The organism is Chryseobacterium hagamense (assembly GCF_007991455.1).
GTDB lineage: Bacteria > Bacteroidota > Bacteroidia > Flavobacteriales > Weeksellaceae > Chryseobacterium > Chryseobacterium hagamense.
The window spans coordinates 18,101-43,987 of record NZ_BJYJ01000021.1; the positions used below are offsets into that span (position 1 = coordinate 18,101).

Below are 25,887 nucleotides of genomic sequence, written 5' to 3' on the forward strand. Positions count from 1 at the left end.
ATTTATTTTAAAAGTATTTTAAACGCCTCAGTGACATAAAATCCACCTATATTTATTTTAGGATTGATCCAATTATTTATTTCTTCAACCATAATGTTATTTGATGGTAAGCCTTGTTCAACAATATATTTTTTTGTAAGCTCCAGAACATTTTTAGCTATTTGTAGATAATTAGTCTTAATTCCATCAATTGATGCTAATATTCTAGGAGAATTTGCATAATAGACTGGGATATAAATTTCCTTCTTTCCTAAAAATTTTGCAATTTCATAATCAATAATCCCTTTCATAGAAGGTTTTTTATTTATATTTCTTGCGAGAAAATTAACCATCTTATTAAACAAAGATAAATCTAATTTTGAATATTCCAAATTATATTTATTTGCAATAAGCCATGCTAAGTTTTCTACATATATTAGATACCAATTTGGACGTAAATAAATCATATCAGGATATCCGCCATCTACAGAGAGATGTTCATCAGTCAACCCATTTGCACCATACATAATAAAATCAGAGGTTCCTTTTGGCAGATATATATCTTTTAACGCTTCTTTTAATGTTTTGCCTTTAAATATATCTTTCTGCTTAATTTCATTTTCTAGAAATTCGGCACCATATTCCTGCATATAATAATTAAAGAAAGTTACCCATGGTTCTACTTTGCTCTTAAGATTCTGTTCGGAACCTACCTGCCAGGAATCAATATATTTTTTAATTGTTTCGTCATCAACTTTTTCTAAATTAATATGTTCTTTAATGTCATCAGGTTTTAAATTATCAATTTTAGTATGTGCATATGTATCACCAAAACGATGTAAGAGTTTCCCTAATTCTTCTATTTTGTCATTCGGTGTATATAAAAACTTTATAGCGGTAAAAAACTCCTCAATTCCGTGAAAACCTCCGGTAAGTGAGTGAATCTTCTGTTGTGGGCCAAAAGGATGACCCCACGTATCATTTAATTCAAATCTTTCTTCACTATGTATTGTAGTATCCGGCGCTTCTGTTGCTTCTGCTAATGTTTTAGCTAATTTTTTATCCATACCTAACATCAGGCAAACTAAGTAAACTGTGCTATAATGTCCATCTGTTTCATATTTTAAAAACTCATCATATTTCCTTTTCATATCTAATAACATCTTTGCTGATGGAAGTGGCGTAGCCGGTAATCTCAATGAATCTACTTTATTGAAATTTTTGCCAAGGTTGTTTTTAGGTAATCTTAATGCCGTAACTCTATCTTTCATCTGTTTTCAATTTTAAATAAAACTAAGCGGCGAATGCCGCTCAGTTTCTAGGTTAGATTAATCTTTAGGTAATGTACTCTCTGTTTTATCAGAACGGTTTAACTGAATATCTCTCTGGATAAAGCTTGTATCGCTTTCCAATTCCATAGGATTTTCACAGTTCTCCGGATTATTCTCATGGAAGATCGGTAAAGGCTGGTCTACCGGCAGTCCTGTAGATTTATCCTGCAGGATAGTCAATGTCGTAGGAAGCCTTGTAATCCAGAATTTTCCTTGCGCTTTTCCGGTTGGCTGACGCATTTCATCAACAATACTCATATATAACGGATCACCGATAACCGGAACCTCACCACCGTTCCAAATTTTTCCTGTGGTTAAGAAAAACTGTACGGCATCTTCAAAGCCTGGCTTAACCGTTACAATCACTCTCGCCATACCGGCCTGCAGGAAGCTTCTGAATAGTGGATCCACACTTTCGCTTACATACATTTCCTGCCACATTTTACGGTTGGCCCAATAATAAGGATAAAATGTATAATCCATAATTTCCCATTCAAATGCCTGTTCCAAAAATTTAGCAAGAGCAGTATATTTGTCTAAATCTTCGTTTAGGTACACCTCAAAATTTTCCATCTTGTCCCCATTCGTGAAGTTTTGTCCTAAAACATTTAGATAGTCCTGTAATAAATAGGCTACACAATTATGTTTTAAAACGTCATGTTCCATATAACGATAAAAGTTGCTGGATTTTTCTTTTGCTTCAGCTTCTTTATCTTTTTGTTCTGCATCCAGCTTAGCCTGGTCATCAAGGAATTTTTTATATGCCGCTTCATAGGCTGTGATAATGGCATTGAAGTTTTCAGTATACCATTGTTGCATGAAGGTTTCAGATAATTTACACGTTAACGTTACACCAAATGAAACATTTTTAACATTTTTTCCCCTATAGGTAAAATTGAACGTACCTTCAAGATTTAATCCATCTTCATCCCAGGTTCTCTGAAAAGGACTTTCAAATGTTATAATGCCTCTCAGGCCTCCTTTTCCGTTATCAATATACAATATGCATGGCGTTACAAACCATCCATAACTTGCTGTCACCTTAACACTCATTTTTTTCGCCGTATAATTTTGAGTAATATTGATTGGGACTGCAATGGGACCGAAATCCCCGGTGGTATTGGGGCTTCCTGTAATGTTCTGGTTGATCTGCAATTCTTCTTTGGGGAGATCCGTCAATTGAACCCCGTAAATCTGTGCCCAATATTCGAGTAACTCCTTTGTAGCAGCTTTAGGATTCGGCATATTGTGAGGTCTCTCTGCTTTTCTCGGATCTACCGGAGCTGTAAGAATATGACCTTTTGAAACAGCTGAAGATAAGCGGTGTAATTTTGCAGGTTCGGGAATCATGAATTCAAACATGGTACGCTTACCATAGTTGTAGATCTGATTCTTCATCTTTTTATCGATCCATCGGTAAACTCCGGTAATATGTTTGGGTGACGTGTCAGAGCTGTCCGTATTGGTTACCTTTCCCCGGTTATCGAATTCATGAACATTGGTTTCGGTGTATTCCTTAATAATCTTCTGAACCCTTTCTTCGGAAATTTTCGTAAGGACTTTTTCCATTGCCTTTTCCGTAATTTCCTGAGACTTCATTACTGCCTGCCTGGTGCTGTCATGCTGCGCTGTATTATTGGCATAATCAGCTCCGATCTCAAACTTATTCGTTAATCCGTCAAAACTATATCTCGTATGGGCATTAAAAGCTTGTTGTCTTTCAAGTTCCTTCGCAACTTCGGTTTGCATATCTGCTCTTGAAGTCTTTCCTGTATCAGAAGTTTTTTCCGTTTCCTGGGATTTTGAAGTCGTATCGGTTATTTCAGAATAGTCTCTTGCAACAGATGACTTGTGTCTTAGCTCGCTTGCCATTACATTCTCAATATTAGAAACTTCTCCCGGAACATATGCATGCACACTCTGAACAACTTTCAGATAATCGGCAACCCCTAATCTCTTGATTCCAAAATGTTTTCTTTTAGAACCTTCCTTTTGGGATTCTGCATCTGTAAAAGCAGCCCCTTTCAGAATAAGCTTCCCGGTGTAAACTTCCTTATTGCTTAGACGGGACAGCTCCATATAAGCCTCTCTTCCATTTGAAAAAATTACCTCTATTAAAAGCCCATTGATATTTTGAAATTTATTAATCAAACTTGTAGGGAAAGTAATTTTATCATCAGATACCGCGATATGGCTGTATTTTTCTTCAACATGGCCTAAGTCAGTATCTGCACTTATTTTAGCATTGGACACATTCCAGGACGTATCCTCCACTTCAAAAGAAAAGTCTGCAAAAGATCTGGCTTCCGAATAGATCGAATAATAATTATAAGCTACAAATGAATAGGCGAGAGGTGTTTTTGAAGTATTATTTACTACAGGAATTGCTGCCCCACCTACATTTACGTATTGTTCCTGTTGTAACCTTCCATTTTCGATTGCAATTTGAGATTCTGAAGAAATTTCTCGCTCTACTATATCTATTGCTTTTTGTAAAGTATCAACATGCCGGTTGGCCTGAAAGGTATTTGCTCCAATTTCTGCAATAATTTTAGACTTCGCTTCAGGAGTACTTTTTGAAAGTTTTACAAAATCTGAGCTTAAGAAGATTTCAACAAATAAATCAAAAGATTTTGGAGAAAGATTCTGCTGTAGGTATCTCGAACTGAGTTCTTCAAAGTAATTAAATTCAAATGGCTGCACCACAAATTCTTTTAAAGACTCATAGAGCTTTTCTTTTTCTTCTTCTGAAGTTTCCGGAGTAATTCTCTTTTCAACAGCCAATACTTTTCTTTCGAATAGCTGTAGTGCCTCTCCATAAGTTTTCAGGTAGTCTGAATAAGCATTTTCATAGGCTTCGTTTTTATCTTTATTATAATCCTCTTGAAGGCTTTTTAACTCAGATTTTAGTTGTATCAAAGATTCTTTTCTATAAGTAGCCTTACTTACGACTAAGTTTTTTTCGGCCTGGGAAATAAGCCTTTGTTGTGCAATATTTCCAATTTTATCCTCGGAAGTTGATCTCGAAGTATCTGATGTAGATACATTCAAACCATTATCTTCAGAAAAAAGATATTTCGGAAGTACGATCTTACCAATCAGCGCATTTTCTAAAGGTTCCTTCTCTCCATTTGCCTTTATAACATCTTCATCAATCTCCATATGCTGGGCAAATCCAATATGAAGAGCTTTCAGGACATGACCGATTGCCTCCTTTGTATAGAAGTCTTTTTGGGTAACAACCTGGTAAATAAAGTTGTTCCAAAGATTTTGGAACAGCTCTAAACCTTTACTATTTAATTCTTTATTACTAAGATCAATTAAGTTTCCATAAAAAGTTTTAGTAAACTTAAAATGAAAGTCATCAAGTTTTTCATTTTTTGAGATTTTTCTTCCGATGATCAAAAGTTGTCCAAAATCGCTGGTTTCAATTTCTTTTTCTGTTTTAAAACTGGCAGTATCAAACTGACGTGCAACTTCAGACAACACATTTAATTTTAAATTTTTTTCAGCATCACTTGCAATAGCTTCATCAAAAAGCCCTTTTACTCCGGAAGGTCTGTGAATAAATCCTAGATTTCTTCTTTTTGTTTCTGTGAGTTGGGGATTTCTTAAGCTTACGAATCTGAAAAGCGTCTGTGACGCATTGTTGTTTGTAGACATTTGTGTAAATTTGTTTTGGTTTTATATAGGTTAAAATTTGAAGGCTCTTTTTATTAGAGTGAACTTCAGGTTTTAGCCTTCTTTTTTTAGGTGGTTCAGACTAACAATGTCCACCGTAATTTTTATAATCCAATTTCATTTCTTTTTTCTATAATGCAAATATCTATCGGCATAGCGTCAAAACTCGTCGCATTAAAATTTATTTTTAAATATTTTTTCAATTGATATACGCCGTGATTTTATTATTGAAGAAAGATAATGTCAGGCAGCGACAGAACTTGTCGTATTATATTTATTTTATCTGAAAACTTAATTTTTTGTCATAAGATTCGATGATTGTCTATATTATCATATTTAATAAATAAAATAAGTATCTCTCATATTTATCAGTCTCAGAAAACCATCATATTAAAGTAAAGAACAAACAAAGTTTATTTTAACTCAGGAAATGAAGAGAACGACGGAACGTTTCTGAATCAGAACCTGAACGGGCTCTTACCTCTTGTCGGGATGGTTTTTATTGCCTTCGGCAACTCCTGATTGCACTAAATACCTGACTGAATTGGGATTGGCTGTAAAAATTCCATGCAATCGGATGCTTTTTTTATAAATTATGTTCTGATACGCTAATTTTTTTATAAATTTAATTTTCAAAATAAAATTATGAAGCAACTCATTCTCGTAAGACATGCAAAAAGCGACTGGCCGGAAGAGACGGACGATTTCCACAGACCGTTGGCAGACAAGGGTTTGGAAGAAGCCATGCAGATGTCCAGATTTATGAAAAGCAGCCAGGTAGCCATTGATTATTTTGTATCGAGCCCGGCGGTTCGTGCGCTGAATACATGCAGAATTTTCAACCAGACCTATCAAATCAGCATGGATACGGATGATAAACTTTACAACCCTCTGGAAAGCAATTTTGAATCGGTAATCTATAAACTGGATGACAGCCATACTTCCGTTGCCTTCTTCTCTCATAATAACGGGATCTCCAATTTTGCCAATTCCATTTCCCAGAATATTTTCCACTTTCCGACCTGCGGGGTGGCAGGATTTGAAATCGACTGTAATTCATGGTCTGAATTCGACGGTGCCCGGAAGAAGCTGATGTTCTTTTACGAGCCGGGGAAAATTTAAAGGAAATATCTGTATCAGGCTGGAAGAGGGATGCCGGATGCTGGAAGTTTCTTCCGTTAACACTAATGATATCAGCCTTTTACCCCTGATGATAATGTTTACTTTCTGATGGATAACATTATTAAAAACAAAAACGGGCCGAAGCCCGTTTCTTTCAATAAATATTTTGAAATTATTTTCTTCTTAAATCCAGGTCGTCGAAATCGAAACTGAAATCCGTAACATCGGAAACCGGTTTCAATCTGGCAGACTGCGCTTTTCCGCTTTCATCATAATCGAAAATCAGATAAGCATCCGCATCATAGCTCCGGTCGTCCCATCTGATGATGAATGAATTATTGGAATACGGGAGCAACTCTCCCTTCAGTCTCGGAGAATTTTTACATAAGATTCTGTAGGTATTTCCCTGTTGAGCAATTTCCACATCACCGAACCATTTATCGGTATAAGTTCCGGCAAACTGTTCCGCTTTCGGCTGAAGGTTCTTATTTTTTCTGAAGGCTTCGGATTTTGCATAAGCATCTTTCTTCTGCTTGTCGAACATTTCTTCCGTTTTCTTCATCCGGTCGCCGTAGTTTTTCAGCCAGTTCCGGTCGGCAATCCCAAGATAGGAATCTTTTAAGGTATTGGTGATCGTGTTGAAAGCGGCTCCGGACTGCTGGTTGGTTAACACCACAATGCCGAGCTTCATATCGGGAATCAGGGTAAACTGGGTTACGGTTCCGATCAGTCCTCCCGTATGCTGAACCTGTTTGTGCCCTTTGACGTCACTTAGGAACCAGCCCATCCCATATCCGTAGAAACTGGTATCATAAGGGTTTTTCGCGGCTACACCAGCCGGAATCTGCATGCTCCAGAGCTGCTGCACATTTTTATCCGACACCAGTTTCTTCCCGTCTTTGGTGGTAAAATTGTTCAGCAGGAATTCGGCCCATGTTGTCATATCTTTGATGTTGCTCATAATTCCTCCGGCAGCATTGGCGGTTTCATTCCAGTCATGGGGAACGGCAACGGCTTTTCCTTCTACCGGGGCATGAGCATCAATTTTATTCGACACGGCTTTTGCCCTGTTGTAGCTTCCGAAACTTGAATTCATCCCTACCGGTTTCATGATCCGCTGCTCGATAAACTCAGCCCAGCTTAATCCGGAAATCCGGTGGATCACTTCCCCGGCCACGATAAACATAATGTTGTTGTAATCGAGCGTTGTTCTGAAAGGATTTTCCGGCTTCAGATAGCGTACATTATAGACGATGTCATTCACGGTTAAGTTTCCGCCTTCCGGAAAAAACATCAGGTCGCCCTGCCCGAGTCCCAATCCTGCGCGGTGGGTTATAAGGTCTCTGATGGTCACATTCTGGGAAACGTACGGATCATACATCTGGAATTCGGGAATGTATTTCGAAACCTTATCATCCCAGCTCAGTTTTCCTTCGTCGGCTAAAATGGCCAGTGCGGTACAGGTAAAACCTTTTGAGTTGGAGGCGATACCGACAAGGGTATTCTCATCCATCGGCTGTTTCGTCGTTAAAGAACGCACACCGAAGCCTTTCGAGTAAATCATTTTTCCGTCTTTGATAACGCCGACCGATATCCCCGGAACATCAAACGTTTCAAGGGTGTTCTGAATTAATTCATCCAGTTTTTTTTCTTCCACCTGTGCCTGGGCAATACCTACAGTCAACAGAAGAAGGAAAAAAGAAAGTTTCTGCTTCATTTTTAATTTTTTTCAAATTTAATCAATTCATCATGATTAACTTCCTTTTTATGAATCTTAAAAACGATAACGAATAATACATCTCCAAAAAGAACAATTATTACAACAGCATTTTTATATTTGCAGAAATAAATAAAAAATGACAGTAAAAAAACTATTTGCCATTATATTACTCGCCGTAAGTGCCAATCTCTATTTTTCTCAGGAGGTTGAAATTAAAGACGATAAAGTTTTACTTGATGGAAAACAGATCCTGAGGACAGAAAAAATAAACATGATCCAGTATTCCTTCTATGACCTTAAGAATGATGATGAAATATTACTGTACAGGGCATTTGACAATGAAACGCCCAAGTATGTAAATGATGATTACTACAGCCTGAATTTCTTAACTGAAAAAATTAAGGTGGAAACAAATGATTTTTCTAAAATTGCCAGTTTTATGAATTCCAAGAAAGCGATGGAAAAACTGGTCAAATGGCTTCTCAAAGAAAAAGTACTGACTCCCGAAGGTACCCTGAATCCGGACCGGGTTGCTGTTTTCAAAGAAAAATACGACCAGAATATTACCGACAGAACCATCAGATAAATGACAAAGATCCTCCTTCTTTCCGATTCCCATTCCTATATTGACGACCGCATTTTAGAATATGCAGGACAGGCTGATGAAATCTGGCACGGCGGTGATTTCGGAAGCATGGACGTAATTGAGCAGCTTGAAAAAATCAGACCTTTAAAAGGTGTTTACGGAAATATCGACAATGCCAAAATCCGGTCCGAATTTCCGGAAATAAATCGTTTTACCTGTGAAGAGGTGGAAGTGATGATGATCCATATCGGCGGTTATCCCGGCAAATATACGCCGCCGGCCAAACAGGAAATTGCGGAAAAGGCACCGAAATTGTTTATTTCCGGACATTCGCATATTTTAAAGGTGATGTTCGATCAGAAAAACAACCTGCTGCACCTGAATCCCGGAGCCTGCGGAAAACAGGGTTGGCATAAGATGCGGACGATGATGCGGTTTGCCATTGACGGTGCGGAAATAAAGGATCTGGAAGTGATTGAACTGGGAGCGAAATTTTAAACACGGAGGCCACTAATGTTTCACGAATGTCACGAATTATATTTGTCAAAATTTGTGAAATTATTTGTGATTTTTGTGTTTCAACAGTAATTAGATAAAGGATTTGGAAGTAAATTTCAAACACGGATGTAGCTAATGGTGCAAAAATATCACGAATCTAATTTGTGGAAATTTGTAAAATCATTTGTGCATTTTGTGGTTATAAAACAGTTATGAAAATAGGCGATAAAGTTTCGGTGGTGGATGAGGATTTAAGCGGAGTCGTAACTTCGGTGAAAGGGAATATCGTGGTTTTTAAAGACGAATACGGATTTACATACCAATACCCGAAAGAAAAGCTGGTACCGAAGATTTCGGACTTTTATGAAAACATTCAGGTGGTCAGGAAAGCGGAGCCTAAAAAAATCACCTCAAAAGCACATCAGAAGACCCCGATGATTCTGGATCTCCATTTTCATCATCTGGTAAAAAACCCAAATGACTACGACAGCTACGAAAGGCTCTTTATTCAGAAAGAAAAGCTGGTGCAAACCCTGAATTTCTGTCGCAGGCACCATCTGAAAAGGCTGGAAATCGTTCACGGCATCGGAGACGGCGTTCTGCAAAGAATGGTACACGACACGCTGGAAAGCCAGACCAATATCGAGTTTTACAACAAAGAAATACTTCACCACCAATCAGGTGCGGTAATGGTAGAATTTCACTAAATTTGCAGGAATCAGATTATGAATATACTCAATTTACTTTTTACCAAAGACGGGCTCATCTGCCAGATTGCTAAAAATAAAAGCATTGTGGAGGAAAAATCATATTTCGTAGACGAAGAATCTCCGGAAAATTTTATTGCCGGCCAGCTGGATGATATTCTGCTGAAGCAGCGTTTTGATGAAATCCATGTGGTTTCTGCCTTAAACCATTTTACGCTGATGCCTGAAGGATTTTCCGAGCATGAAACCGGATTCGACCTGATTGCTTTTAATGCGCCTGTGGACAAGGAAAAAGAAGAACTGATGCTTTCGGTGAATGAAAAATTCAGAATCCAGTTTTATTATACCTTTCCGAAGAGCTTTTATCAGAAGATCAAAGAACTGGCCATACCTGTTCATTTCAATTTTTCAGGAGAGAAATTTTTAAATTCGATCCATTATAAAAACAATAAGGAAATCCACATTAACCTATACCATAACCAATGTGAGTTTTTCGCCATCGACAACAAAAAAATTATCCTATACAATAACCTGGACGTTAATTCGGAAGTAGACTTCCTTTATTTCGTGATGTTTACATTAAGCAAAATCGGTTTCGGCATCAATGAAACCAACTTTTTCGCTTACGGGGAAACCACGGAGAATGAAACCTTTATTTCGGAACTGCAGAAATTCGTGAAGAATATGAAAATTGTATTTGATAATGTTCCCAATAAAAATTTTATCTTAAATTAGGCTGAAAGAAACCGCGGATTGTTTTTTTCCGATGTCTTTACCAACCTATAACCCAACAACTATGTACAGAATCATCTCAGGCAAATGGAAAGCCAAGAAAATAGCGGCTCCGAAAAATTTTGATGTAAGGCCGACCACGGATTTTGCGAAGGAAGCGCTGTTCAGCATTCTGGAAAACACTTACGATATGCAGTCGGTTTCCGTACTGGACCTCTTTGCCGGCATCGGTTCCATCAGCTTTGAATTTGCTTCCAGGGGCTGCGGAGACATCACTTCCGTGGAAATGAACCCGAAACATACGTCTTTTCTTAACACCACCGCTTCCGAACTGGGATTCAGCCTTCAGGTGAACGTCCAGCGGGGCGATGTGTTCGACTGGCTGAAGAAATTCAGAAACAGAAAATCTTTTGAAATCGTCTTTTCCGATGCGCCTTTCGAAATGGAAGAAAAGAAATACCAGGAAATTATTTCATTGGTGCTGAACAATAAATATTTAAAAGAAAACGGCATTCTCGTCGTTGAGCACCAGAGCCGGATGAAGTTTGACCATCCGAACCTCATGGATACCCGGAAATACGGAAATGTAAGTTTCAGTTTTTTCAGGCCGAATAAAGAAGAAGATGCAACCGCTATAGCAACCGAAGAATAATCAGGACGTTTTCCTGATTATTTTTTTTGAGGTCTGTGCCGCTTCAATGCCCCATCTGGTAATCTCCCCGATCACCGGAGCCAGGGTTTTCCCAAAATCGGTAAGGGTGTACTCTACCATCAGCGGCGGTTTTTCCGTATACACTTTCCTATTGATTACATGGTCTTCCTCCAGCTGCTTCAGCTGCAGGCTTAGTGTCCGTTCAGTAATCGTGGGAATCAGTTTCCGGAGTTCGTTGTACCGCTTCGGCCCTTTCATAAGATGGACCAGAATTACCGCTTTCCACTTCCCCCCGATGAATTTCATGGTCACGCTCGTACAGCAGGGATATGTTTTATTGTCTATCGTATACATTTTATACTATCATTTTTTACCGTTATTGCAAATGTATAAAACTTACAATAGTTTTGCAACTATAAAAAATATAGTTTAAAAATTATGAGCTTTTTAGAAAAAATGAAATCGAGATATACCGTAAAAAAGTATAATCCGAACGGAACCCTTACCGGTGAGACGGTACAGCAACTGAGAGACATTTTACGGCTGAGCCCGTCTTCCATCAACAGCCAGCCCTGGAATTTTGTTTTTGTAGATGAGTCTTCGGAAAACCGGGAAAAACTGGCCGATGCTTCGTATTGGAACAAAGATAAAATTGTTAACAGCAACCTGCTGATTGTATTCCAGGTGCTGAAAAACCCGGAAGATTTTGAAAAGCAGATCGAAGCGTATCTGCCGGAAGGTTCCATCAATTATTATAAAAACTTTGTTAAATCCAAAGGGGAAGTGTTTATAAAATCCTGGATGGCGCACCAGGTCTACCTTTCACTGGGCGTACTGCTTTCCGCCTGTGCCGAAATGGGCTTGGATTCCACCCCGATGGAAGGCATTGAAAACGACAGGTACGATGAAATCATCAGCAATGACAAATACGAGACCTTATTTGCCGTCACCATCGGAACACGATCGGAAGAAGATACCAATCAGCCTGCGATTACGCCCAAGAAAAGACTGGAACGGGGAGAGGTGATTCTCGAAATGTAATCAAATTCAAAACAAAAGCTGTCCTCTAAAGAGACAGCTTTTATTTTTATAAGACTTTCAGTTCCAGATCGATGGTTTTTCCGAAAAATTTCTTCGAGATCTTTTCAAAGTTTTTCGTCAGGTCCGAAAGATAAAAATGGTAATTCGGTTTGGGGTTCTGATCATTCAGGAGATGGTATTTATCCAGAATGATTTTCAGGTGGTTGGCCACAATATTCGGGGAGTCGATCACACGGACCCGGTTGCCGTAATATTGTTTGATTTCATCAATCAATAAAGGATAATGGGTACAGCCCAGGATCAGCGTTTCAATATTTTTCAGCTTGCTGTTGCTGAGGTAATTGTAGATGATAGCGTGGGTAATCGGATGGTTTTTGAAACCTTCTTCGATGGCCGGAACCAGCAAAGGGGTGGCCAGCTCATCCACCTTGATCCATTTGTTATGCTTCCGGATGCTTTTCTTGTACAGCCCGGAATTTACCGTGGCTTTCGTTGCAATCACGCCCACATTGTTATGAATCTCATAAGACACCTTTTCCGCCACAGGATTGATCACGTCAATAACCGGCACTTTTCCAGCTACCGACAGCATGACCTCGCTCAAAGCATTTGCCGTTGCCGTATTGCAGGCAATAACGATGGCCTTACAGTTCTGTTGCAACAGAAAGTTGGTGATTTTCGTAGAATATTCGATGATGGCTTCCTTCGATTTCTCACCATACGGAAGGTGTTTGGTATCCCCGAAATAAATGAGGTCTTCATGAGGAAGCAGCCGCTTGATTTCTTTGGCTACCGTTAATCCGCCCACCCCACTATCAAAAATTCCGATCGGCTGTTTCGGTGAAAGATGCTGGTAATCCTTTTTTTTCGTTTTCAAAATCCTGATTTAATGGCTACAAAATTAATTTAAATTTCAATATCCGCACGGCCCGTTGCCTTAGTATTTCACAAGTATTTTAAATATTTTCTTAAACGCTTTATTTTCAACGGTAAGAACGTAGCTTCCGGTAATCATCCCGTTTATAGGAATCAGGTTTTTGCCTTCTCGGAGGTCAATATTCTGATGGTCAATCGTCTTTCCGTCGAAGGCGGATATCATGATCTCCGTATTTCCCCGGAACTTCCTGCCGTTATGGATTTCTATATATCCGTTAGTAACGGGATTAATAACTTTCAGCTCGCCTTCTTTTTCAGCATCTGAAGTTTTTAAAACAACGGAATTGAGTGCTGCATAGGCGTTAATCCTTCCCCATCCGTGGTATTTGTCAAAACCTGCCGTATCTTCAGCAGGAAGGCCTTTCATATCTTCGGCAGTCAACTGGAGAATGTTTCTCACCTGTGCAGGCGTGAGTGTTGGTTTTTTCGATAAGATCAGTGAAGCAACTCCTGCAACCAGAGGCGTAGCCTGGGAAGTTCCGCCCCAGTAGGAGTTATAGGAAATATTGGAATCGATGCCTAAGCCGTAAATATAATTCCCGGGAGCCACCACATTGATGTGATTTCCATAGCTGCTTCCGGAAGTAGCGCTCCAGAAAAAAGGCTGGGTTCTTTTATCATTGGCATCGGTAGAACCTACGGCAATCACGTTATCATAAGCCGTAGAATAGGCAGCCGGGTAGTACGGTACTTCGTTGTTATTATTCATCATACAGGCAACCAGCAATACATTATTGGTTTTCATATAATTGATTGCATCCGCCAGTAACGAAGAGGAGGAAGATCCCCCGATGGACATCGAGACTACTTTGGCTCCGTTATCAACCGCATAATAGAGACTGCTGGCCATGGCGGCGTAGGAACCGCTGTTGGAACTGTTCAGCACTTTCAGGGGCATGATCCTGCTGTTCCAGTTGACGCCGGCATATCCTTTTCCATTACTGGCTATACTTCCGATGATTCCGGAACAGTTGGTTCCGTGGCCGTGGTCGTCAGTCGGGTTGTTATCGTTATTTACCCAGTCCCATCCGCGATAATCGTCAATCAGGCCATTTCCGTCATTGTCGATACCGTCAATAATTTCCGCCGGTTTGCTCCATACCCTGGCGGCGATATCTTCGTGGGACATATTAAGCCCGGAATCCGATACGGCAACAATCAGATTGGGATTACCGGTTTCGATATCCCATGCCAGTTCCATATCCACGTCGGCATCGGTGGTGGTGGTCATTCCGGACGCTGAAAATGTCCCGTTGTTGTAGAGTCCCCATTGTCTGGACAGGAAATAAGAATCATTCGGGAAAGTGGAAAAAGCATCCGCTCCCTTTACTCCTGCGCCGTGGGCTATGTAATTCGGCTCAGCAAACTCGATGGCAGGATTTTCCGAATAGATTTTCTGAACTGAAGTAACATCCATGTCGCTGTTGAATTCGAGAACGAGGGAAGTCGTATCTTCAATCTTTCCGACCGGAACCATTTTTCGGATCACATAATGGTCATTCAGCCGGTCCAGACTCTGTATTCCGGTAATATTGCGGACGACATCGAATTTCTGTTTACTGAAAGATTCTTTTTTGATCTTAATGACCAGTTGATTTTTCTCAAATTCCTGAGCATGGAACAGTGATACAAGCAATGCGGAAAACACCGTCAGAATATTTTTTCTCATGTGTATTAATTGTTTAATTAGGTTTTTAGATTATAACCGTAAAAATACACAAATATAGATCTTTATGCAAATTTCCATCAGATGCCTGATTAAACGTTTTGCTCATTGCAGGAACTCCGTTTAAGTAAGTTCAGGATACCGGACAGTTTAAACCATGAACAGGTCCGAAGCGATACCATCAGCCATAAACCAGTGCTTTTCCGGAATTTTCAGGTGGCTGTTTTCAATGACGAGGGTTCCTTCATCCAGCTTCTGTCTGATTTCACGCCGGAAATGTTCCAGGATCCGATCATTGAATTTCCCTTGTAAGCTTCCGAGATCAACGCCCCAGACCGTCCGCAGGCCGATCATAATCATTTCGTTGAATTGGTCTTCACTAGAAAGGATTTCCTCTTCTTTCGCCGGAAGGCTGGCATTCAGTTTTTTAATATATTGCTGATTGTTGGATATATTCCAGCTCCTGATATCGGATCCGTTGTACGAATGGGCAGACGGCCCGATTCCCAGGTATTCCTTATACTTCCAGTACGAAGAATTATGTCTTGAATAAAAACCGGGCTTCGCAAAATTGGAAACTTCATAATGTTCAAAGCCGTGATCTTTAAGAAAATCCGACAGATAATAAAACTCCAGATTCTGTTCCTCTTCTTTCGGACTGATGACTTTTCCCCTGGCAATCCAGTTTTCCAGAGCGGTTTTGGGCTCCACCGTCAGGGCATACGAAGAAATGTGGGGAACTTCAAGAGATATGCTTTTATGTAAATTTTCCTTCCAGATTTCCAGATTCGAGGTGGGCGAACCGTAAATGAGATCGATGCTTAAATTTTCAAATCCGTAATCCTGTGCCCTTTTAATGGAATCTTCCGCTTCGTTGGCCGTGTGTGCCCGGTTCATCAGTTTCAGATCGGCCTCAAAAAAACTCTGGGTTCCGATGGAAAGCCGGTTGACTGGTGAACCGGACAAACCTTTCAGAAAGTTTTTATCCAAATCATCCGGATTGGCCTCCAGGGTGATTTCAATATCCTTTTCGAAGCTGAAATGTTTCAGTACCTCATCAATCAGCGATTTTATTTCATCCGGAGAAAGGATGGACGGTGTTCCGCCGCCGAAGTAAAGGGATCCTAAGCTTCTGTTCTGCAGTTCGTTTTTACGCAAAACGATTTCCTTTTTCATCGTCGCCAGCATTTCCTCCTTGAAATTAAGGGAGGTTGAAAAGTGAAAGTTGCAATAGCTGCATTTCTGCTTGCAAAAGGGAATGTGAATATAGATCATAAAAAAAGAGCCCTGAAAAAATTCAGAGCTCAAATGTATTTAAATTAAATCAATTAATATCTATAACCTCTGTGGTTAATGAAGTTGTCGAAGTTGTATCCTAACCCGATCATGAAGCTGTTTCCTCCGTATTGCTGGATATCAGACAATCCCAAGTTGTAAGTTGCTCCGATCATGAATTTGTTGAATCTTACTTTTACCACCGGTGCAATCTGCAGCTGCTGGCTGTCGAATCTGTTCTGTACGGAACGGTAGCTTACCCCGAAAGAGAAGGCGTTGATATCATTGAAGAACGTTGCCATCAGGTTATAATCGATCGTTCTTGTTGAATTCGTATTAAGATTGATCAAAGCAGATGGGGTGAAGTAGATGTTATCCCCAATATGCCAGTCGTATCCTAAATTTAAGAAAAACTTGATCGGAGAAGGCTCACGTCCGTTCACGATCGCTTCGTCATTGGTAAGAGCGATATCGTTCACGGAAACTCCTGCGAAGATATTCCGGTAAGTGGCCTGCGCCCCGAAGTTGGCATATGCCATGAAGATGTTGCTTTCGCTTCCCTGTAATAAAGGATCTGAAGCGTCCTGGGTATTAATCTTTGAATAATCAAAATTCATGTTATAGAAGCTCACACTGGTACCGAATGAGAACTGGTCTTTTCGGTCTCCTTCGCTGCTAAGAGGAATAAAATATGAAGCACCCGCCGTAATACCGCCGGCAGAAATAGGCCCGTTGCTGTCTCTGAATACAGACAAACCTGCTCCTACCCTATCGAAGATGTTCGCGTTGATCCCTACCGACTGTACGTTGGGAGACTCACTGAACTTCGAAAATTGCTGCTGATAGTTAAGATTAAGCTGCACATAGTCGGTCTTTCCGTATTGTGCCGGGTTGAACAAAAACTCACCATCTAAAAGATATTGTTGATAGTACGGTAAAGTTTCTTGTGCTTTGTATGCATTTGACAAAAGAGCTAAACATACGATAGCATATAGTTTTCTCATAACAAATCTTGATTTCAATTCAACAAATATAAAAAAATTCTCAATATATTTTTAGTTTTCTAAATAATTTCTCCATTTTTTTACAGCATCCGCCATATCTTTCGGCATTGGGCTTTCAAAATACAATTCTTTCCTGGTAGTGGGATGTATAAATCCTAAAGTGTGGGCATGAAGCGCATGCCTTGGGAGAATTTCAAATACATTTTTGATAAACTGCTTATACTTAGGAAGATTCACTCCGCGGAGCGGCGTATGGCCTTCATACCTTTCATCATTGAACAGCGTGTGTCCGATATGCTTGAAGTGCGCCCTGATCTGGTGGGTCCTTCCGGTTTCCAGTTTACATTCTACCCAGGTCATATATCTGAAACGTTCCAAAACTTTATAATGCGTTACCGCATGTTTTCCCTGGCTTCCGTCCTCATAGGTATACATCTGCATCCTGTTTTTAGGATGGCGCCCGATATGGCCCCGGATGGTCCCTTCATCATCCTGTACATTCCCCCACACGAAAGCCCAGTACAATCTTTTGGTTTTCCGGTCGAAGAACTGTTTGGCAAGAAAACTTAAGGCAAATTCGGTTTTCGCGATTACCAGCAGTCCGGAAGTATCCTTATCGATCCGGTGAACCAGCCCTACCCGGTCCAGATCCGACTTCTGCCCGTTCTGTTCGAAATGATAGGCCAGAGCATTCACCAGCGTTCCATCCCAGTTTCCGAATCCCGGATGCACAACCATTCCCGGCTCCTTATCTACAACGATCAGATCATCGTCTTCGTATACGATGTTGATGGGAATATTCTGAGGGACAATTACATTTTCTCTCGGAGGATGGGCCAGAAGAACGGAAACCTGATCTCCCGGCTTCACGCGGTAGTTCTGTTTGACGGCGGTTCCGTTCACCATGACATTCCCGGCCCTGCAGGTCTGCGAAATTTTATTTCTTGAAGAATTCTGGCGGAAAATCAGCAGAAACTTATCGATCCTTAAAGGTTCCTGGTTTTTATCTACCGTAAGGTTAAGATGTTCATACAGCCCTTTGTTCTCTTCATCGATATCGATATCCCCGATACGGTTCTCATCCAATAATTCTTCGTCCAAAAAATCTTCGTTATCTTCTGCCATTGTTTTATTTTTTATACAAAAAGCTTCAACATAATGAAAGTTGAAGCCTGTATTTTATAATGATTAATAGATTAATCGATTACCACTTTTTTAGCCTTTGGCTTTTCTGCGGGTTTTGTCGTCATTGTCGTTGCAGGCCTGTTGCTGTTTGAGCCGGAAACAGTAGTGGCAGAGTTGTTACCGGAAGCCGTGGTTCTGGGCCTGTTGGTTTCCGTTGCCGGAACAGTGGTTCTTGAAGTTTCCGTTCTTGGCATTTCTGCAGAAGGCTTTGTACTCTCTCTTCTCGGTGCAGGCGGCGGCGGTATATCGGAACCGGATTCTTCCCGTACCGGCATTTCCTGATACTGTACCGGAGGCAGCGTGGTATCTACTTTCATCCGGTAAGTGGAATTCAGCTGTTCGATTTTGGCACTTAATTCGGCCAACGTCCGCTTACTTGCCCAGAGATCGATCTGCATCCCCTGGTCCCGGACATCTCCGGCGGCCGGATCCTGATAGTAAATCACATCGGATTCATCTTTGCTTCCGTCTTCATGATCCACAAGCCCTACTTCAAACATGCTTCGGGCAATCACCTGTCTCGCTTCTTTCACCGTTAATCCCACCACATTCGGGATGGCAATATTCCGCAGCGGCCCGGATCCGATCACCACATCAACGGTGGAGAATCTTGCCAGCTTGGTTTTAGGCTTTACTTCATTGCCGTTATATAAAATACGGATCACCGCATCTTTCTGAATACTCGGTTCGAAAATGGTATCGCCTACCTTTAATCCCACCTGCTCCAGTCGCTGGAAGGCAAGTCCTGAATATTTATTGATGACATCCGGAACTTCCACTTTAGCCCATGTCCTCGGGTTTACCCTCAGCTGGATCGCCCTGCCGTCTTTCACGCGGGAACCCGGAATCGGATAGACCTGCAGTACCTGGAAAGGCCTGTATTTGGGATCATAATTAAAACTGTCCACTTCATATTCCAATCCTGAATCATCCAGTATCTTGATGGCTTCCTGCACAGATTTATTAACAATATTCGGAACGGGAATTTCCTGACCGTGGTGGGTATGGTACTCCAGCCAACGGAAAGTAAGCCAGACCAACCCCACAAAAACACCGATGGCTACGATTAAGTTCAGTAAAACTTTCCAATTGAAAAGTGATTTAAGCATACTTAAAATGACTATAATTAGACAGCAAATATAATTAATAATTTTAGAATGTCCTTTTTATTTAACACATTTCACTTTTGACCTGAAATTTTAAGGATTTGCATTTATCCGTTCCATAAAATCATTAAATTTGCCTTACTGATACTAGAAAAAATGAGCAAAATACAAGTTGCCGTAGTTATGGGAGGCTATTCTGACGAATACGTCGTATCCTTGAAAAGCGGACAATTAATCTATGATTCTTTAGACCGGAATCTTTATGACGTTTATAAAGTGGTCATCCTGAAAGACGAATGGTATTTCTTAGATGAAAATAATCAGAAGCATGCCATCAGCAAGGGAGACTTTTCCGTAACGCCAGGCAACCGGGAGACTTTACGATTTGATGTCTGCTTCAACATCATCCACGGAACGCCGGGGGAAAACGGGATCCTCCAGGCCTATTGGGATGCGATCGGACAGAAGTATACCGGCTGCGATTTTTACCAGAGTGCCTTGACTTTTAACAAGAAAGACACTTTAGCCGTTCTTTCAAAATACGGAATCCCTTCCGCAAAAAGTGTCTATCTGAGAAAAGGAGAAGAAATCAATACAGATGAAATCATAGAAAATCTCGGGTTGCCGGTCTTCGTGAAGCCCAACCAATCGGGATCTTCCCTTGGAATTTCAAAAGTGAAGGAAAAGTCCGGACTGCTGGCCGCAACGGAGATGGCCTTTAAAGAAGATGATGAAATTTTAATAGAAAGCTTTCTGGACGGCATGGAAGTTTCCGTAGGCGTTATTGACTATAAAGGAGAAACCATTATTCTGGGAATTACGGAAATCGTGCCTCAGAATGAATTTTTCGACTATGAAGCGAAGTACGAAGGAGCGTCTGAAGAGATTACCCCGGCCCGCATCGATGATGAAACCAGGATCCGTGTTGAAGAAATTGCCAAAAGAGCCTATAATTCTTTGGGCATGAGCGGTTTTTCCCGAAGCGAGTTTATCCTGATGGACGGCATTCCGTATATGCTTGAAATGAATACCAATCCGGGATTCTCCCCTGCCAGCATTCTTCCTCAGCAGGCCAAAATTTATGGAATTTCCATTACCGACCTTTGTGGCAACGAGGTTGAAAAAGCTTTAAACAAAAATTAGACGTATGAAAATTGCTGTTTTCCCGGGTTCATTCGATCCGATTACTTTAGGACATTACGATATCATTGAAAGAGCGGCTCCGCTTTTCGACAAGCTGATTATCGCCATCGGACAGAATTCCCAGAAAAAATATATGTTTCCTCTCGAAAAAAGAATCGAATTCATCCAGAACTCCGTAGCCGAATTCCCGAATGTGGAAGTCGACTTTTTCGAGGGCCTCACCGTTGATTACTGTTTTGAGAAAAACGCCCAGTACATCATCAGGGGCCTGAGAAACCCGGCCGATTTCGAATTTGAAAAGGCCATTGCCCATACCAACAGAACCCTGGCCCATAAAAAGCTGGAAACGGTATTTTTACTGACGTCTTCCGGAAAATCCTTCATCAGCAGCAGCATTGTACGGGAAATCATCAACCACGGCGGTGAATACGGGTTGCTGGTCCCGGACTCGGTGAGAGTGGAAAAATAAGTAATGGGTATACGTAATTTTTAATATATGGATTTTAATCAATTATTTATTTAGAGACCGGACTAAGCAGTTGTCTACTGCCATGATCAGATCTTTATCCCTTTATCTTATTCGGATGATCTTTTAGCAGATTATCAGATCTTCGACTTCCGTTGCTTCCAATTACAGAGCAGTTTCCAGGGCAAGGTCTGAAAAAGAAAAGTTTGCCAAAATATGCATTGTCGCTGAAGAAGTTGATGAAACCCTGTTCTGGCTTGAACTTATTGAAGAAGTTCAGGATTTAAGCCCTGAAAAAATCATCTGCTTAAAAAAGGAATGTGATGAACTGGTAAAGGTCATCACCCCATATAAATTTAAATTACCCCCAAATATATAAAGAGTAGTTTTATTACTCATTACCCATAAAAAATGCACGAACAGTTCAATTTTGCCATAGAAGTCCTTGGAACGATCTCCTTTTCGATGTCAGGGAGCTTTGCGGCAATGCAGAAACGCCTGGATCCGTTCGGGGTGCTGATCATCGCCTTCGTGACTTCGGTAGGCGGCGGAACCGTGCGGGATCTCCTGCTGGACATTCCGGTGTTCTGGATGCATGATCTGCTGACCTGTGCCCTGATTATCCTGACGAGTATTTTCACGATGATTTTTAAATCCTTTGAAAAGAATTTCAGGGTCACTTTATTTATTTTTGACAGCTTCGGGCTCGGACTGTTCACGATTATCGGCGTCCAGAAAGGAATGCATGCCGATATCCATCCTTTGATCTGCATTGGCCTGGGAACCATTACCGGCTGCTTCGGAGGGATTATCCGGGACATCCTGCTCAACAGGATCCCTTTGATTTTCAGGAAGGAAATTTACGCGACAGCCTGTATTCTGGGGGGCTCCGTTTTTTTATTACTTACAGAATTCACTACGCTAACGTATACCATTGTGCAGATATTCACCATCCTGCTGATTGTTTCGATCCGGACTTTAGCGGTAAAGTACCACTGGCAGATCCCGAAATTTTACGGGTATGAAAATAATGCGGAGATGTAGTTTTCGTGAACTTGAAATTAGCCCCGGATTAATTGGCTGGAAGATGGATGCCGGTGACGGAAGTTTTTGTGATTACTATCAAATTTAGTTAAGAGTATGAAAAATTTCATTTCTTTAATCATCTTCTCCATACTTTTCTCCTGTACACCCAAAAGCAATTTTGATTTAGAAAGAGATTTATACCAGTTTTCCGATAAAATGGAAAACGGGGATACCCTTGAAATAAAGGTAAATCATTCAGCCTGCTTATTTTTATCTCATGAAATATATACTTTTGTCAAACAGAAAGATACCGTATTTCTACAGACCTATTCGGAAATAAGTTCATTTGAAAAAAGAGAACAAACATTACCAAAAAAAGTATACAACATAAAAAACAAAAGTCACCTGTCTTTTGAGAATTATTTTAAATACCTGACTAAGGAAAACAAGCCAGAAACAGAAACAAAATCACCTCTTGTTGTCATTTATTATAAGAACAAAGCCCAATCAAAATCTTTTTATGATGACGGCTTAAAGGATAAATTTGAAAAGCTGGACCGCTTCGGATTGCTTCGCCAAGAAATTTATCCCCATGATCTATTTTTCAAAGCACCAGAACCGCCGCCGCCTGACTTTACACAGTAGAAAGCTGCTGAAAGATTATAGATTTTGATTTACAATTAGTTAAACCTTACATGTTTTGAAAACCTATGAGATTTATAGCCCCGATAGCAGCGGCATCCTTTTTCTGTACAAGACCCGGCACCGGCAGAAAAAGATATAGCGGATAGCGGGATTAAGCTCCTGAAAAATCAATTTTATACAAAGACCAAATAAAAGAGCACCTGAAATCATTCAGATGCTCTTTGTTTTTTATTTAGTCCTTTTATTAAGAGAATTTCCCCCGGTTTCTCATATTCGGATTGTGCATGTGTTTCTGCATGGTCGGCATTTTCAGCTGGTCTTTCATCATTTTGATCTGATCGGTCATCATTCCGGCACTGTCCAGCCTTTTGGCTTCATCCAACAGCTTCTGTCCTTCCTGTCTTCTTCCTTTGGAGATCGCTGCTGCCGCCAGATTCAGGGTAGCCATCGCCCGGTCGTGTTTCATATTCAACCCATATTCCAGGGCTTTTTTCATGAAAGGCTCCACTTTGGTCGGGTGGTCCTGCGCGTTGGTTAATCCCATCAGATAATGGTAATATCCGAATTGGGTCTTATGAAGCTGGGATTTATAATCGGTAATATTTTTCAGCCACTCGCCGGCTTTCTCCATATTCTGCTTTCTCAGCTGCCAGAAAGCAAGTAGGATGTATTCGTTTTTGAAGAAAATAAGAATAGGCAATGCTGCTAAAAGAAAAACAACGATTCCCCAGCCTAAGCTTCTGGTAAAGATCATCAGATAAAGTCCTGAAAGGATAAGAACTGCCGCCACGGCAATTTTTATATATTTATTCATTCGTAAAATTTAGAAGTGCAAAGATAAGAAATTTAAGATTCAAAGTTTAAGGTTCAGGGTCTAAAGTTTTTCATTAAACGCTTAACCGAGTACTTCAGATATCAAATCCTTTCATAGGTCTGAAAGCAGAAATCGTATTGATTTTTATCGTCTTTTTCATGCGAGGTTTCATGGGTCTTTTTCCAGATTTTAGGATCGATCTTCGGAAAGTAAGTATCTGCTTCAAGTTCTGCTTTCACCAGGGTTACCTCAAGTCGGTCTGTAATATCCAGCGTCTGCTCATAGATCTTTCCGCCTCCGATGATGAAAATTTCCTCATCGATTTTCTTCGCAAACTTCATGGCTTCCTTGATGCTCCCTACGATCAGGATTCCCTCCTCAAACCAGTCGGTTTTCCGGGACACAACAATATTGGTACGGTTGGGCAGCGGTTTTCCGATGCTTTCATACGTTTTTCTTCCCATGATCACCGGATGTCCCGAAGTGATCTCTTTAAAGTGTTTTAAATCTTTCGGAAGATGCCAGAGCAACCGGTTATCAAAACCGATCCCGTTCTTTTCTCCCATGGCCACCACAATTGTCGTCATTAAAATAAATTTTTACAAAATTAGCACATAATTTGTATATTTGGTTAGCACAAAAAACATTAAAAAATTCAAACTATGAAAAATAAAGGTTGTCTGAGCGCAGGAACGATCGGTATCGCCCTCCTTGTCATTGTTGCGGTCCTCTTTTTCTGGGGCAAAAGCGGCTACAATAATTTTGTAACGAAAGAACAGACCGTAAATACCAAATGGTCCAACGTGGAAACCGTCTACCAGAAAAGAGCCAACCTGATCCCAAACCTGGAAAGAACGGTAAAATCCTATTCCAAGTTTGAGCAGGAAACCTTAACGAAAGTAGTGGAAGCGCGTTCCAAAGCAACTTCCATCAACATCGATCCGACCAATATGACCGAGCAGGATCTGGCCAAATTCCAGGCGGCACAGGGTGAATTATCAGGCGCTTTAAGCCGTTTGATGGCCGTGGTGGAATCCTATCCTAACCTGAAGGCAGACCAGCAATACATTAATTTCCAGAGAGAATATACAGCCATCGAAAACAGCATCAGAACCGAAACCGTGTATTATAATGCAGCGGCCCAGGATTACAATACTTCAATAAAAACATTCCCGAATAATATCCTGGCCAACTTTACCAACTTTAAGGAAAAACCTTACTTCAAAGCGGCTGCGGGAGCGGAAAAAGCACCTGAAGTGTTCTCAGAATAATGGCTGCTCCTTTCCTGACAGATCAGCAGATTGCTTCCCTTGTGGATGCGATCCAGTCGGCGGAAGAACATTCTACCGGTGAGATCAGGGTGCATATCGATACCCATACGGACGGAGACAATGCCAAAATTGCCTTCAGGGTCTTTGAAGAACTCTGCCTGAACAAAACGGCTGAAAGAAATGCAGTGCTTTTCCACATCAACTTTGAACGGAAGTACCTGACGATCATTGGAGATACAGGCATTCACAAGAAGGTCAATCAGTCTTTCTGGGATCATCTGCATGATTACATCACCTCTGAATTTTCGAAAGGAAATTATTACAAAGCCCTGAAAAGCGGAATTCTTGAAACCGGACTGGAACTAAAAAAATATTTTCCCGTAACAGGGGAAAACCATAATGAGCTGCCAAATGAAATTACGTTCTCTTAACATAGTTTTTTCATTTTTATTCATTTGCTTTTACAGTTTTGTAGCGGCCCAATACACCGTTCCCCAAAAACCTGCTGTACTTTATCCCGTTTTCGACGAAGCCAATCTGCTGAAACCGCAGGAAAAAGAGGCACTTAACAAAAAGCTGATTGCCTTTGCAGATTCTACCTCCACAGAAATCGAAGTCATCATTATTCCTTCCACTAAGGGAGAAGATGTAAACTTTCTGGCCACGATGTTCGGCGAGAAATGGGGGATCGGAAAAAAGAATGTGGACAACGGGGTTGTTTTTTTAATAGCCGCTGAAGATCATACCATGTCGATCCAGCAGGGGCGTGCCGTTGAACAATATCTGACGGCCTCCGTAGCAGGACAGATCCTGGATTATATCGTGACCCCGCACTTCAAGCAGGGTGAATGGTATGAAGGCATCAACCGCGGTACTTCGTCTATCATGGAAGCGGTCCAGGGGAAATTCAAGCCTCTGAACAATCAGGAAAACAGCGGCAGCGGCAGCCTGACCAAAATTATCATTATTGCTTTTATCATTTTTATCCTTCTGGCCATTCTTTTCGGAAACAAGGGCGGTGGCAAAGGCGGCGGCGGAGATGACGACGATGTCATCATTTCCCGAAGAGGCCGCAGAAATTATCCCGGTGGATTCTTCCCTTTCCCGGGCAGCTTCGGCGGTGGATTTGGCGGCGGAAGTTCCGGCGGAGGCGGCGGATTCGGAGGCTTTGGCGGAGGCGGAAGCTTCGGGGGCGGAGGCGCTTCGGGGGGATGGTAGATTTCTCAAAATAAACTACATGTTCAAATTTTTCGTTAAAAAAAAGAAGTAGAAAGTAAACTTATTTCTGTTGTCGAATATCC

27 protein-coding genes are annotated in these 25,887 nt (G+C 40.9%); 15 read left to right on the forward strand and 12 right to left on the reverse strand.

Features of this window, described 5'->3' with window-relative positions:
• Positions 1 to 2: 2 nt before the first annotated feature.
• Both CHA01nite_RS15415 and CHA01nite_RS15420 read right to left on the reverse strand, forming a co-directional pair.
• Positions 3 to 1,250: a hypothetical protein gene (locus CHA01nite_RS15415; RefSeq protein ID WP_146942949.1), complete on the reverse strand. Its 1,248-nt coding sequence runs from the start codon at positions 1,248 to 1,250 to the stop codon at positions 3 to 5.
• 57 nt (positions 1,251 to 1,307) lie between these two features.
• Positions 1,308 to 4,973 carry a hypothetical protein gene (locus CHA01nite_RS15420; RefSeq protein WP_146942951.1) on the reverse strand — a complete coding sequence of 1,222 codons (3,666 nt, stop codon included), beginning with the start codon at positions 4,971 to 4,973 and terminating at the stop codon, positions 1,308 to 1,310.
• A gap of 663 nt (positions 4,974 to 5,636) precedes the next feature.
• Here CHA01nite_RS15420 and CHA01nite_RS15425 point away from each other — a divergent pair.
• Positions 5,637 to 6,113, forward strand: coding sequence for a SixA phosphatase family protein (locus tag CHA01nite_RS15425; RefSeq protein ID WP_146942953.1), 477 nt, complete (start codon positions 5,637 to 5,639; stop codon positions 6,111 to 6,113).
• Positions 6,114 to 6,285: 172 nt separating this feature from the next.
• Here CHA01nite_RS15425 and CHA01nite_RS15430 read toward each other — a convergent pair whose 3' ends face one another.
• Positions 6,286 to 7,830 (reverse strand): serine hydrolase, encoded by a 1,545-nt coding sequence (locus CHA01nite_RS15430; protein WP_146942955.1) that lies wholly within the window; start codon positions 7,828 to 7,830, stop codon positions 6,286 to 6,288.
• Between the two features lie 139 nt (positions 7,831 to 7,969).
• Here CHA01nite_RS15430 and CHA01nite_RS15435 point away from each other — a divergent pair, with 139 nt between their 5' ends.
• The 5 genes from CHA01nite_RS15435 to CHA01nite_RS15455 all read left to right on the forward strand — a co-directional run bounded on the left by CHA01nite_RS15435 (position 7,970) and on the right by CHA01nite_RS15455 (position 11,008).
• Positions 7,970 to 8,419 (forward strand): hypothetical protein, encoded by a 450-nt coding sequence (locus CHA01nite_RS15435; protein ID WP_146942957.1) that lies wholly within the window; start codon positions 7,970 to 7,972, stop codon positions 8,417 to 8,419.
• The gene (locus CHA01nite_RS15440) at positions 8,420 to 8,917 is read left to right on the forward strand and encodes a metallophosphoesterase family protein (RefSeq protein WP_146942958.1); all 498 of its coding nucleotides are present in this window, start codon (positions 8,420 to 8,422) and stop codon (positions 8,915 to 8,917) included. It begins immediately after the preceding gene.
• 212 nt (positions 8,918 to 9,129) lie between these two features.
• Positions 9,130 to 9,624, forward strand: a complete 495-nt coding sequence (locus CHA01nite_RS15445; RefSeq protein ID WP_146942960.1) for a DUF8465 domain-containing protein — start codon at positions 9,130 to 9,132, stop codon at positions 9,622 to 9,624.
• An 18-nt stretch (positions 9,625 to 9,642) separates the two neighbouring features.
• Positions 9,643 to 10,359, forward strand: coding sequence for a DUF3822 family protein (locus tag CHA01nite_RS15450; RefSeq protein ID WP_146942962.1), 717 nt, complete (start codon positions 9,643 to 9,645; stop codon positions 10,357 to 10,359).
• Positions 10,360 to 10,420: 61 nt separating this feature from the next.
• Entirely contained in the window at positions 10,421 to 11,008 is a 588-nt protein-coding gene (locus CHA01nite_RS15455) for an RsmD family RNA methyltransferase (protein ID WP_146942964.1), read from the forward strand.
• Here CHA01nite_RS15455 and CHA01nite_RS15460 read toward each other — a convergent pair whose 3' ends face one another.
• Positions 11,009 to 11,362, reverse strand: a complete 354-nt coding sequence (locus tag CHA01nite_RS15460) for a winged helix-turn-helix transcriptional regulator (protein WP_146942966.1) — start codon at positions 11,360 to 11,362, stop codon at positions 11,009 to 11,011.
• 84 nt (positions 11,363 to 11,446) lie between these two features.
• Here CHA01nite_RS15460 and CHA01nite_RS15465 point away from each other — a divergent pair, with 84 nt between their 5' ends.
• The gene (locus CHA01nite_RS15465) at positions 11,447 to 12,049 is read left to right on the forward strand and encodes a nitroreductase family protein (RefSeq protein WP_146942968.1); all 603 of its coding nucleotides are present in this window, start codon (positions 11,447 to 11,449) and stop codon (positions 12,047 to 12,049) included.
• A gap of 46 nt (positions 12,050 to 12,095) precedes the next feature.
• Here CHA01nite_RS15465 and murI read toward each other — a convergent pair whose 3' ends face one another.
• From murI to CHA01nite_RS15495, 6 genes are all read right to left on the reverse strand, one after another.
• Positions 12,096 to 12,926: a glutamate racemase gene (gene murI, locus CHA01nite_RS15470; RefSeq protein WP_146942970.1), complete on the reverse strand. Its 831-nt coding sequence runs from the start codon at positions 12,924 to 12,926 to the stop codon at positions 12,096 to 12,098.
• Between the two features lie 60 nt (positions 12,927 to 12,986).
• On the reverse strand, positions 12,987 to 14,654 hold the full coding sequence (locus CHA01nite_RS15475) for a S8 family serine peptidase (RefSeq protein ID WP_146942972.1): 1,668 nt from the start codon (positions 14,652 to 14,654) through the stop codon (positions 12,987 to 12,989).
• A gap of 147 nt (positions 14,655 to 14,801) precedes the next feature.
• Positions 14,802 to 15,926 carry a radical SAM family heme chaperone HemW gene (gene hemW / locus CHA01nite_RS15480; RefSeq protein WP_146942974.1) on the reverse strand — a complete coding sequence of 375 codons (1,125 nt, stop codon included), beginning with the start codon at positions 15,924 to 15,926 and terminating at the stop codon, positions 14,802 to 14,804.
• 53 nt (positions 15,927 to 15,979) lie between these two features.
• Positions 15,980 to 16,930 (reverse strand): PorP/SprF family type IX secretion system membrane protein, encoded by a 951-nt coding sequence (locus CHA01nite_RS15485; protein WP_146942975.1) that lies wholly within the window; start codon positions 16,928 to 16,930, stop codon positions 15,980 to 15,982.
• A 51-nt stretch (positions 16,931 to 16,981) separates the two neighbouring features.
• On the reverse strand, positions 16,982 to 18,055 hold the full coding sequence (locus tag CHA01nite_RS15490; protein WP_146942977.1) for an RluA family pseudouridine synthase: 1,074 nt from the start codon (positions 18,053 to 18,055) through the stop codon (positions 16,982 to 16,984).
• Positions 18,056 to 18,126: 71 nt separating this feature from the next.
• A complete protein-coding gene (locus CHA01nite_RS15495) occupies positions 18,127 to 19,224 on the reverse strand; it encodes a PASTA domain-containing protein (protein ID WP_146942979.1) in 1,098 nt (365 codons plus the stop codon).
• Between the two features lie 153 nt (positions 19,225 to 19,377).
• On the opposite strand from CHA01nite_RS15495, the gene CHA01nite_RS15500 reads away from it, so the two are divergent.
• The 5 genes from CHA01nite_RS15500 to CHA01nite_RS15520 all read left to right on the forward strand — a co-directional run bounded on the left by CHA01nite_RS15500 (position 19,378) and on the right by CHA01nite_RS15520 (position 22,501).
• Positions 19,378 to 20,364 carry a D-alanine--D-alanine ligase gene (locus CHA01nite_RS15500; RefSeq protein WP_146942981.1) on the forward strand — a complete coding sequence of 329 codons (987 nt, stop codon included), beginning with the start codon at positions 19,378 to 19,380 and terminating at the stop codon, positions 20,362 to 20,364.
• A 4-nt stretch (positions 20,365 to 20,368) separates the two neighbouring features.
• Complete coding sequence (coaD, locus tag CHA01nite_RS15505) at positions 20,369 to 20,833, forward strand: pantetheine-phosphate adenylyltransferase (RefSeq protein WP_146942983.1); 465 nt, start codon at positions 20,369 to 20,371, stop codon at positions 20,831 to 20,833.
• A 133-nt stretch (positions 20,834 to 20,966) separates the two neighbouring features.
• A complete protein-coding gene (locus CHA01nite_RS15510; protein ID WP_228458433.1) occupies positions 20,967 to 21,209 on the forward strand; it encodes a four helix bundle protein in 243 nt (80 codons plus the stop codon).
• Between the two features lie 32 nt (positions 21,210 to 21,241).
• On the forward strand, positions 21,242 to 21,874 hold the full coding sequence (locus CHA01nite_RS15515; protein ID WP_146942985.1) for a trimeric intracellular cation channel family protein: 633 nt from the start codon (positions 21,242 to 21,244) through the stop codon (positions 21,872 to 21,874).
• Positions 21,875 to 22,072: 198 nt separating this feature from the next.
• Entirely contained in the window at positions 22,073 to 22,501 is a 429-nt protein-coding gene (locus tag CHA01nite_RS15520; RefSeq protein ID WP_146942987.1) for a hypothetical protein, read from the forward strand.
• 244 nt (positions 22,502 to 22,745) lie between these two features.
• Here CHA01nite_RS15520 and CHA01nite_RS15525 read toward each other — a convergent pair whose 3' ends face one another.
• Both CHA01nite_RS15525 and CHA01nite_RS15530 read right to left on the reverse strand, forming a co-directional pair.
• Complete coding sequence (locus CHA01nite_RS15525) at positions 22,746 to 23,315, reverse strand: DUF2892 domain-containing protein (protein ID WP_146942989.1); 570 nt, start codon at positions 23,313 to 23,315, stop codon at positions 22,746 to 22,748.
• Between the two features lie 101 nt (positions 23,316 to 23,416).
• Positions 23,417 to 23,902 carry a dihydrofolate reductase gene (locus tag CHA01nite_RS15530; RefSeq protein ID WP_146942991.1) on the reverse strand — a complete coding sequence of 162 codons (486 nt, stop codon included), beginning with the start codon at positions 23,900 to 23,902 and terminating at the stop codon, positions 23,417 to 23,419.
• A gap of 75 nt (positions 23,903 to 23,977) precedes the next feature.
• Here CHA01nite_RS15530 and CHA01nite_RS15535 point away from each other — a divergent pair, with 75 nt between their 5' ends.
• From CHA01nite_RS15535 to CHA01nite_RS15545, 3 genes are read left to right on the forward strand one after another with little or no spacing between them, the layout of a single operon-like run.
• Entirely contained in the window at positions 23,978 to 24,586 is a 609-nt protein-coding gene (locus CHA01nite_RS15535) for a LemA family protein (RefSeq protein ID WP_146942993.1), read from the forward strand.
• Positions 24,586 to 25,017 carry a TPM domain-containing protein gene (locus tag CHA01nite_RS15540; RefSeq protein ID WP_146942995.1) on the forward strand — a complete coding sequence of 144 codons (432 nt, stop codon included), beginning with the start codon at positions 24,586 to 24,588 and terminating at the stop codon, positions 25,015 to 25,017. Before CHA01nite_RS15535 ends, CHA01nite_RS15540 begins: the two co-directional genes overlap by 1 nt.
• Positions 24,998 to 25,804: a TPM domain-containing protein gene (locus tag CHA01nite_RS15545; RefSeq protein WP_146942997.1), complete on the forward strand. Its 807-nt coding sequence runs from the start codon at positions 24,998 to 25,000 to the stop codon at positions 25,802 to 25,804. Before CHA01nite_RS15540 ends, CHA01nite_RS15545 begins: the two co-directional genes overlap by 20 nt.
• Positions 25,805 to 25,887: the final 83 nt, after the last annotated feature.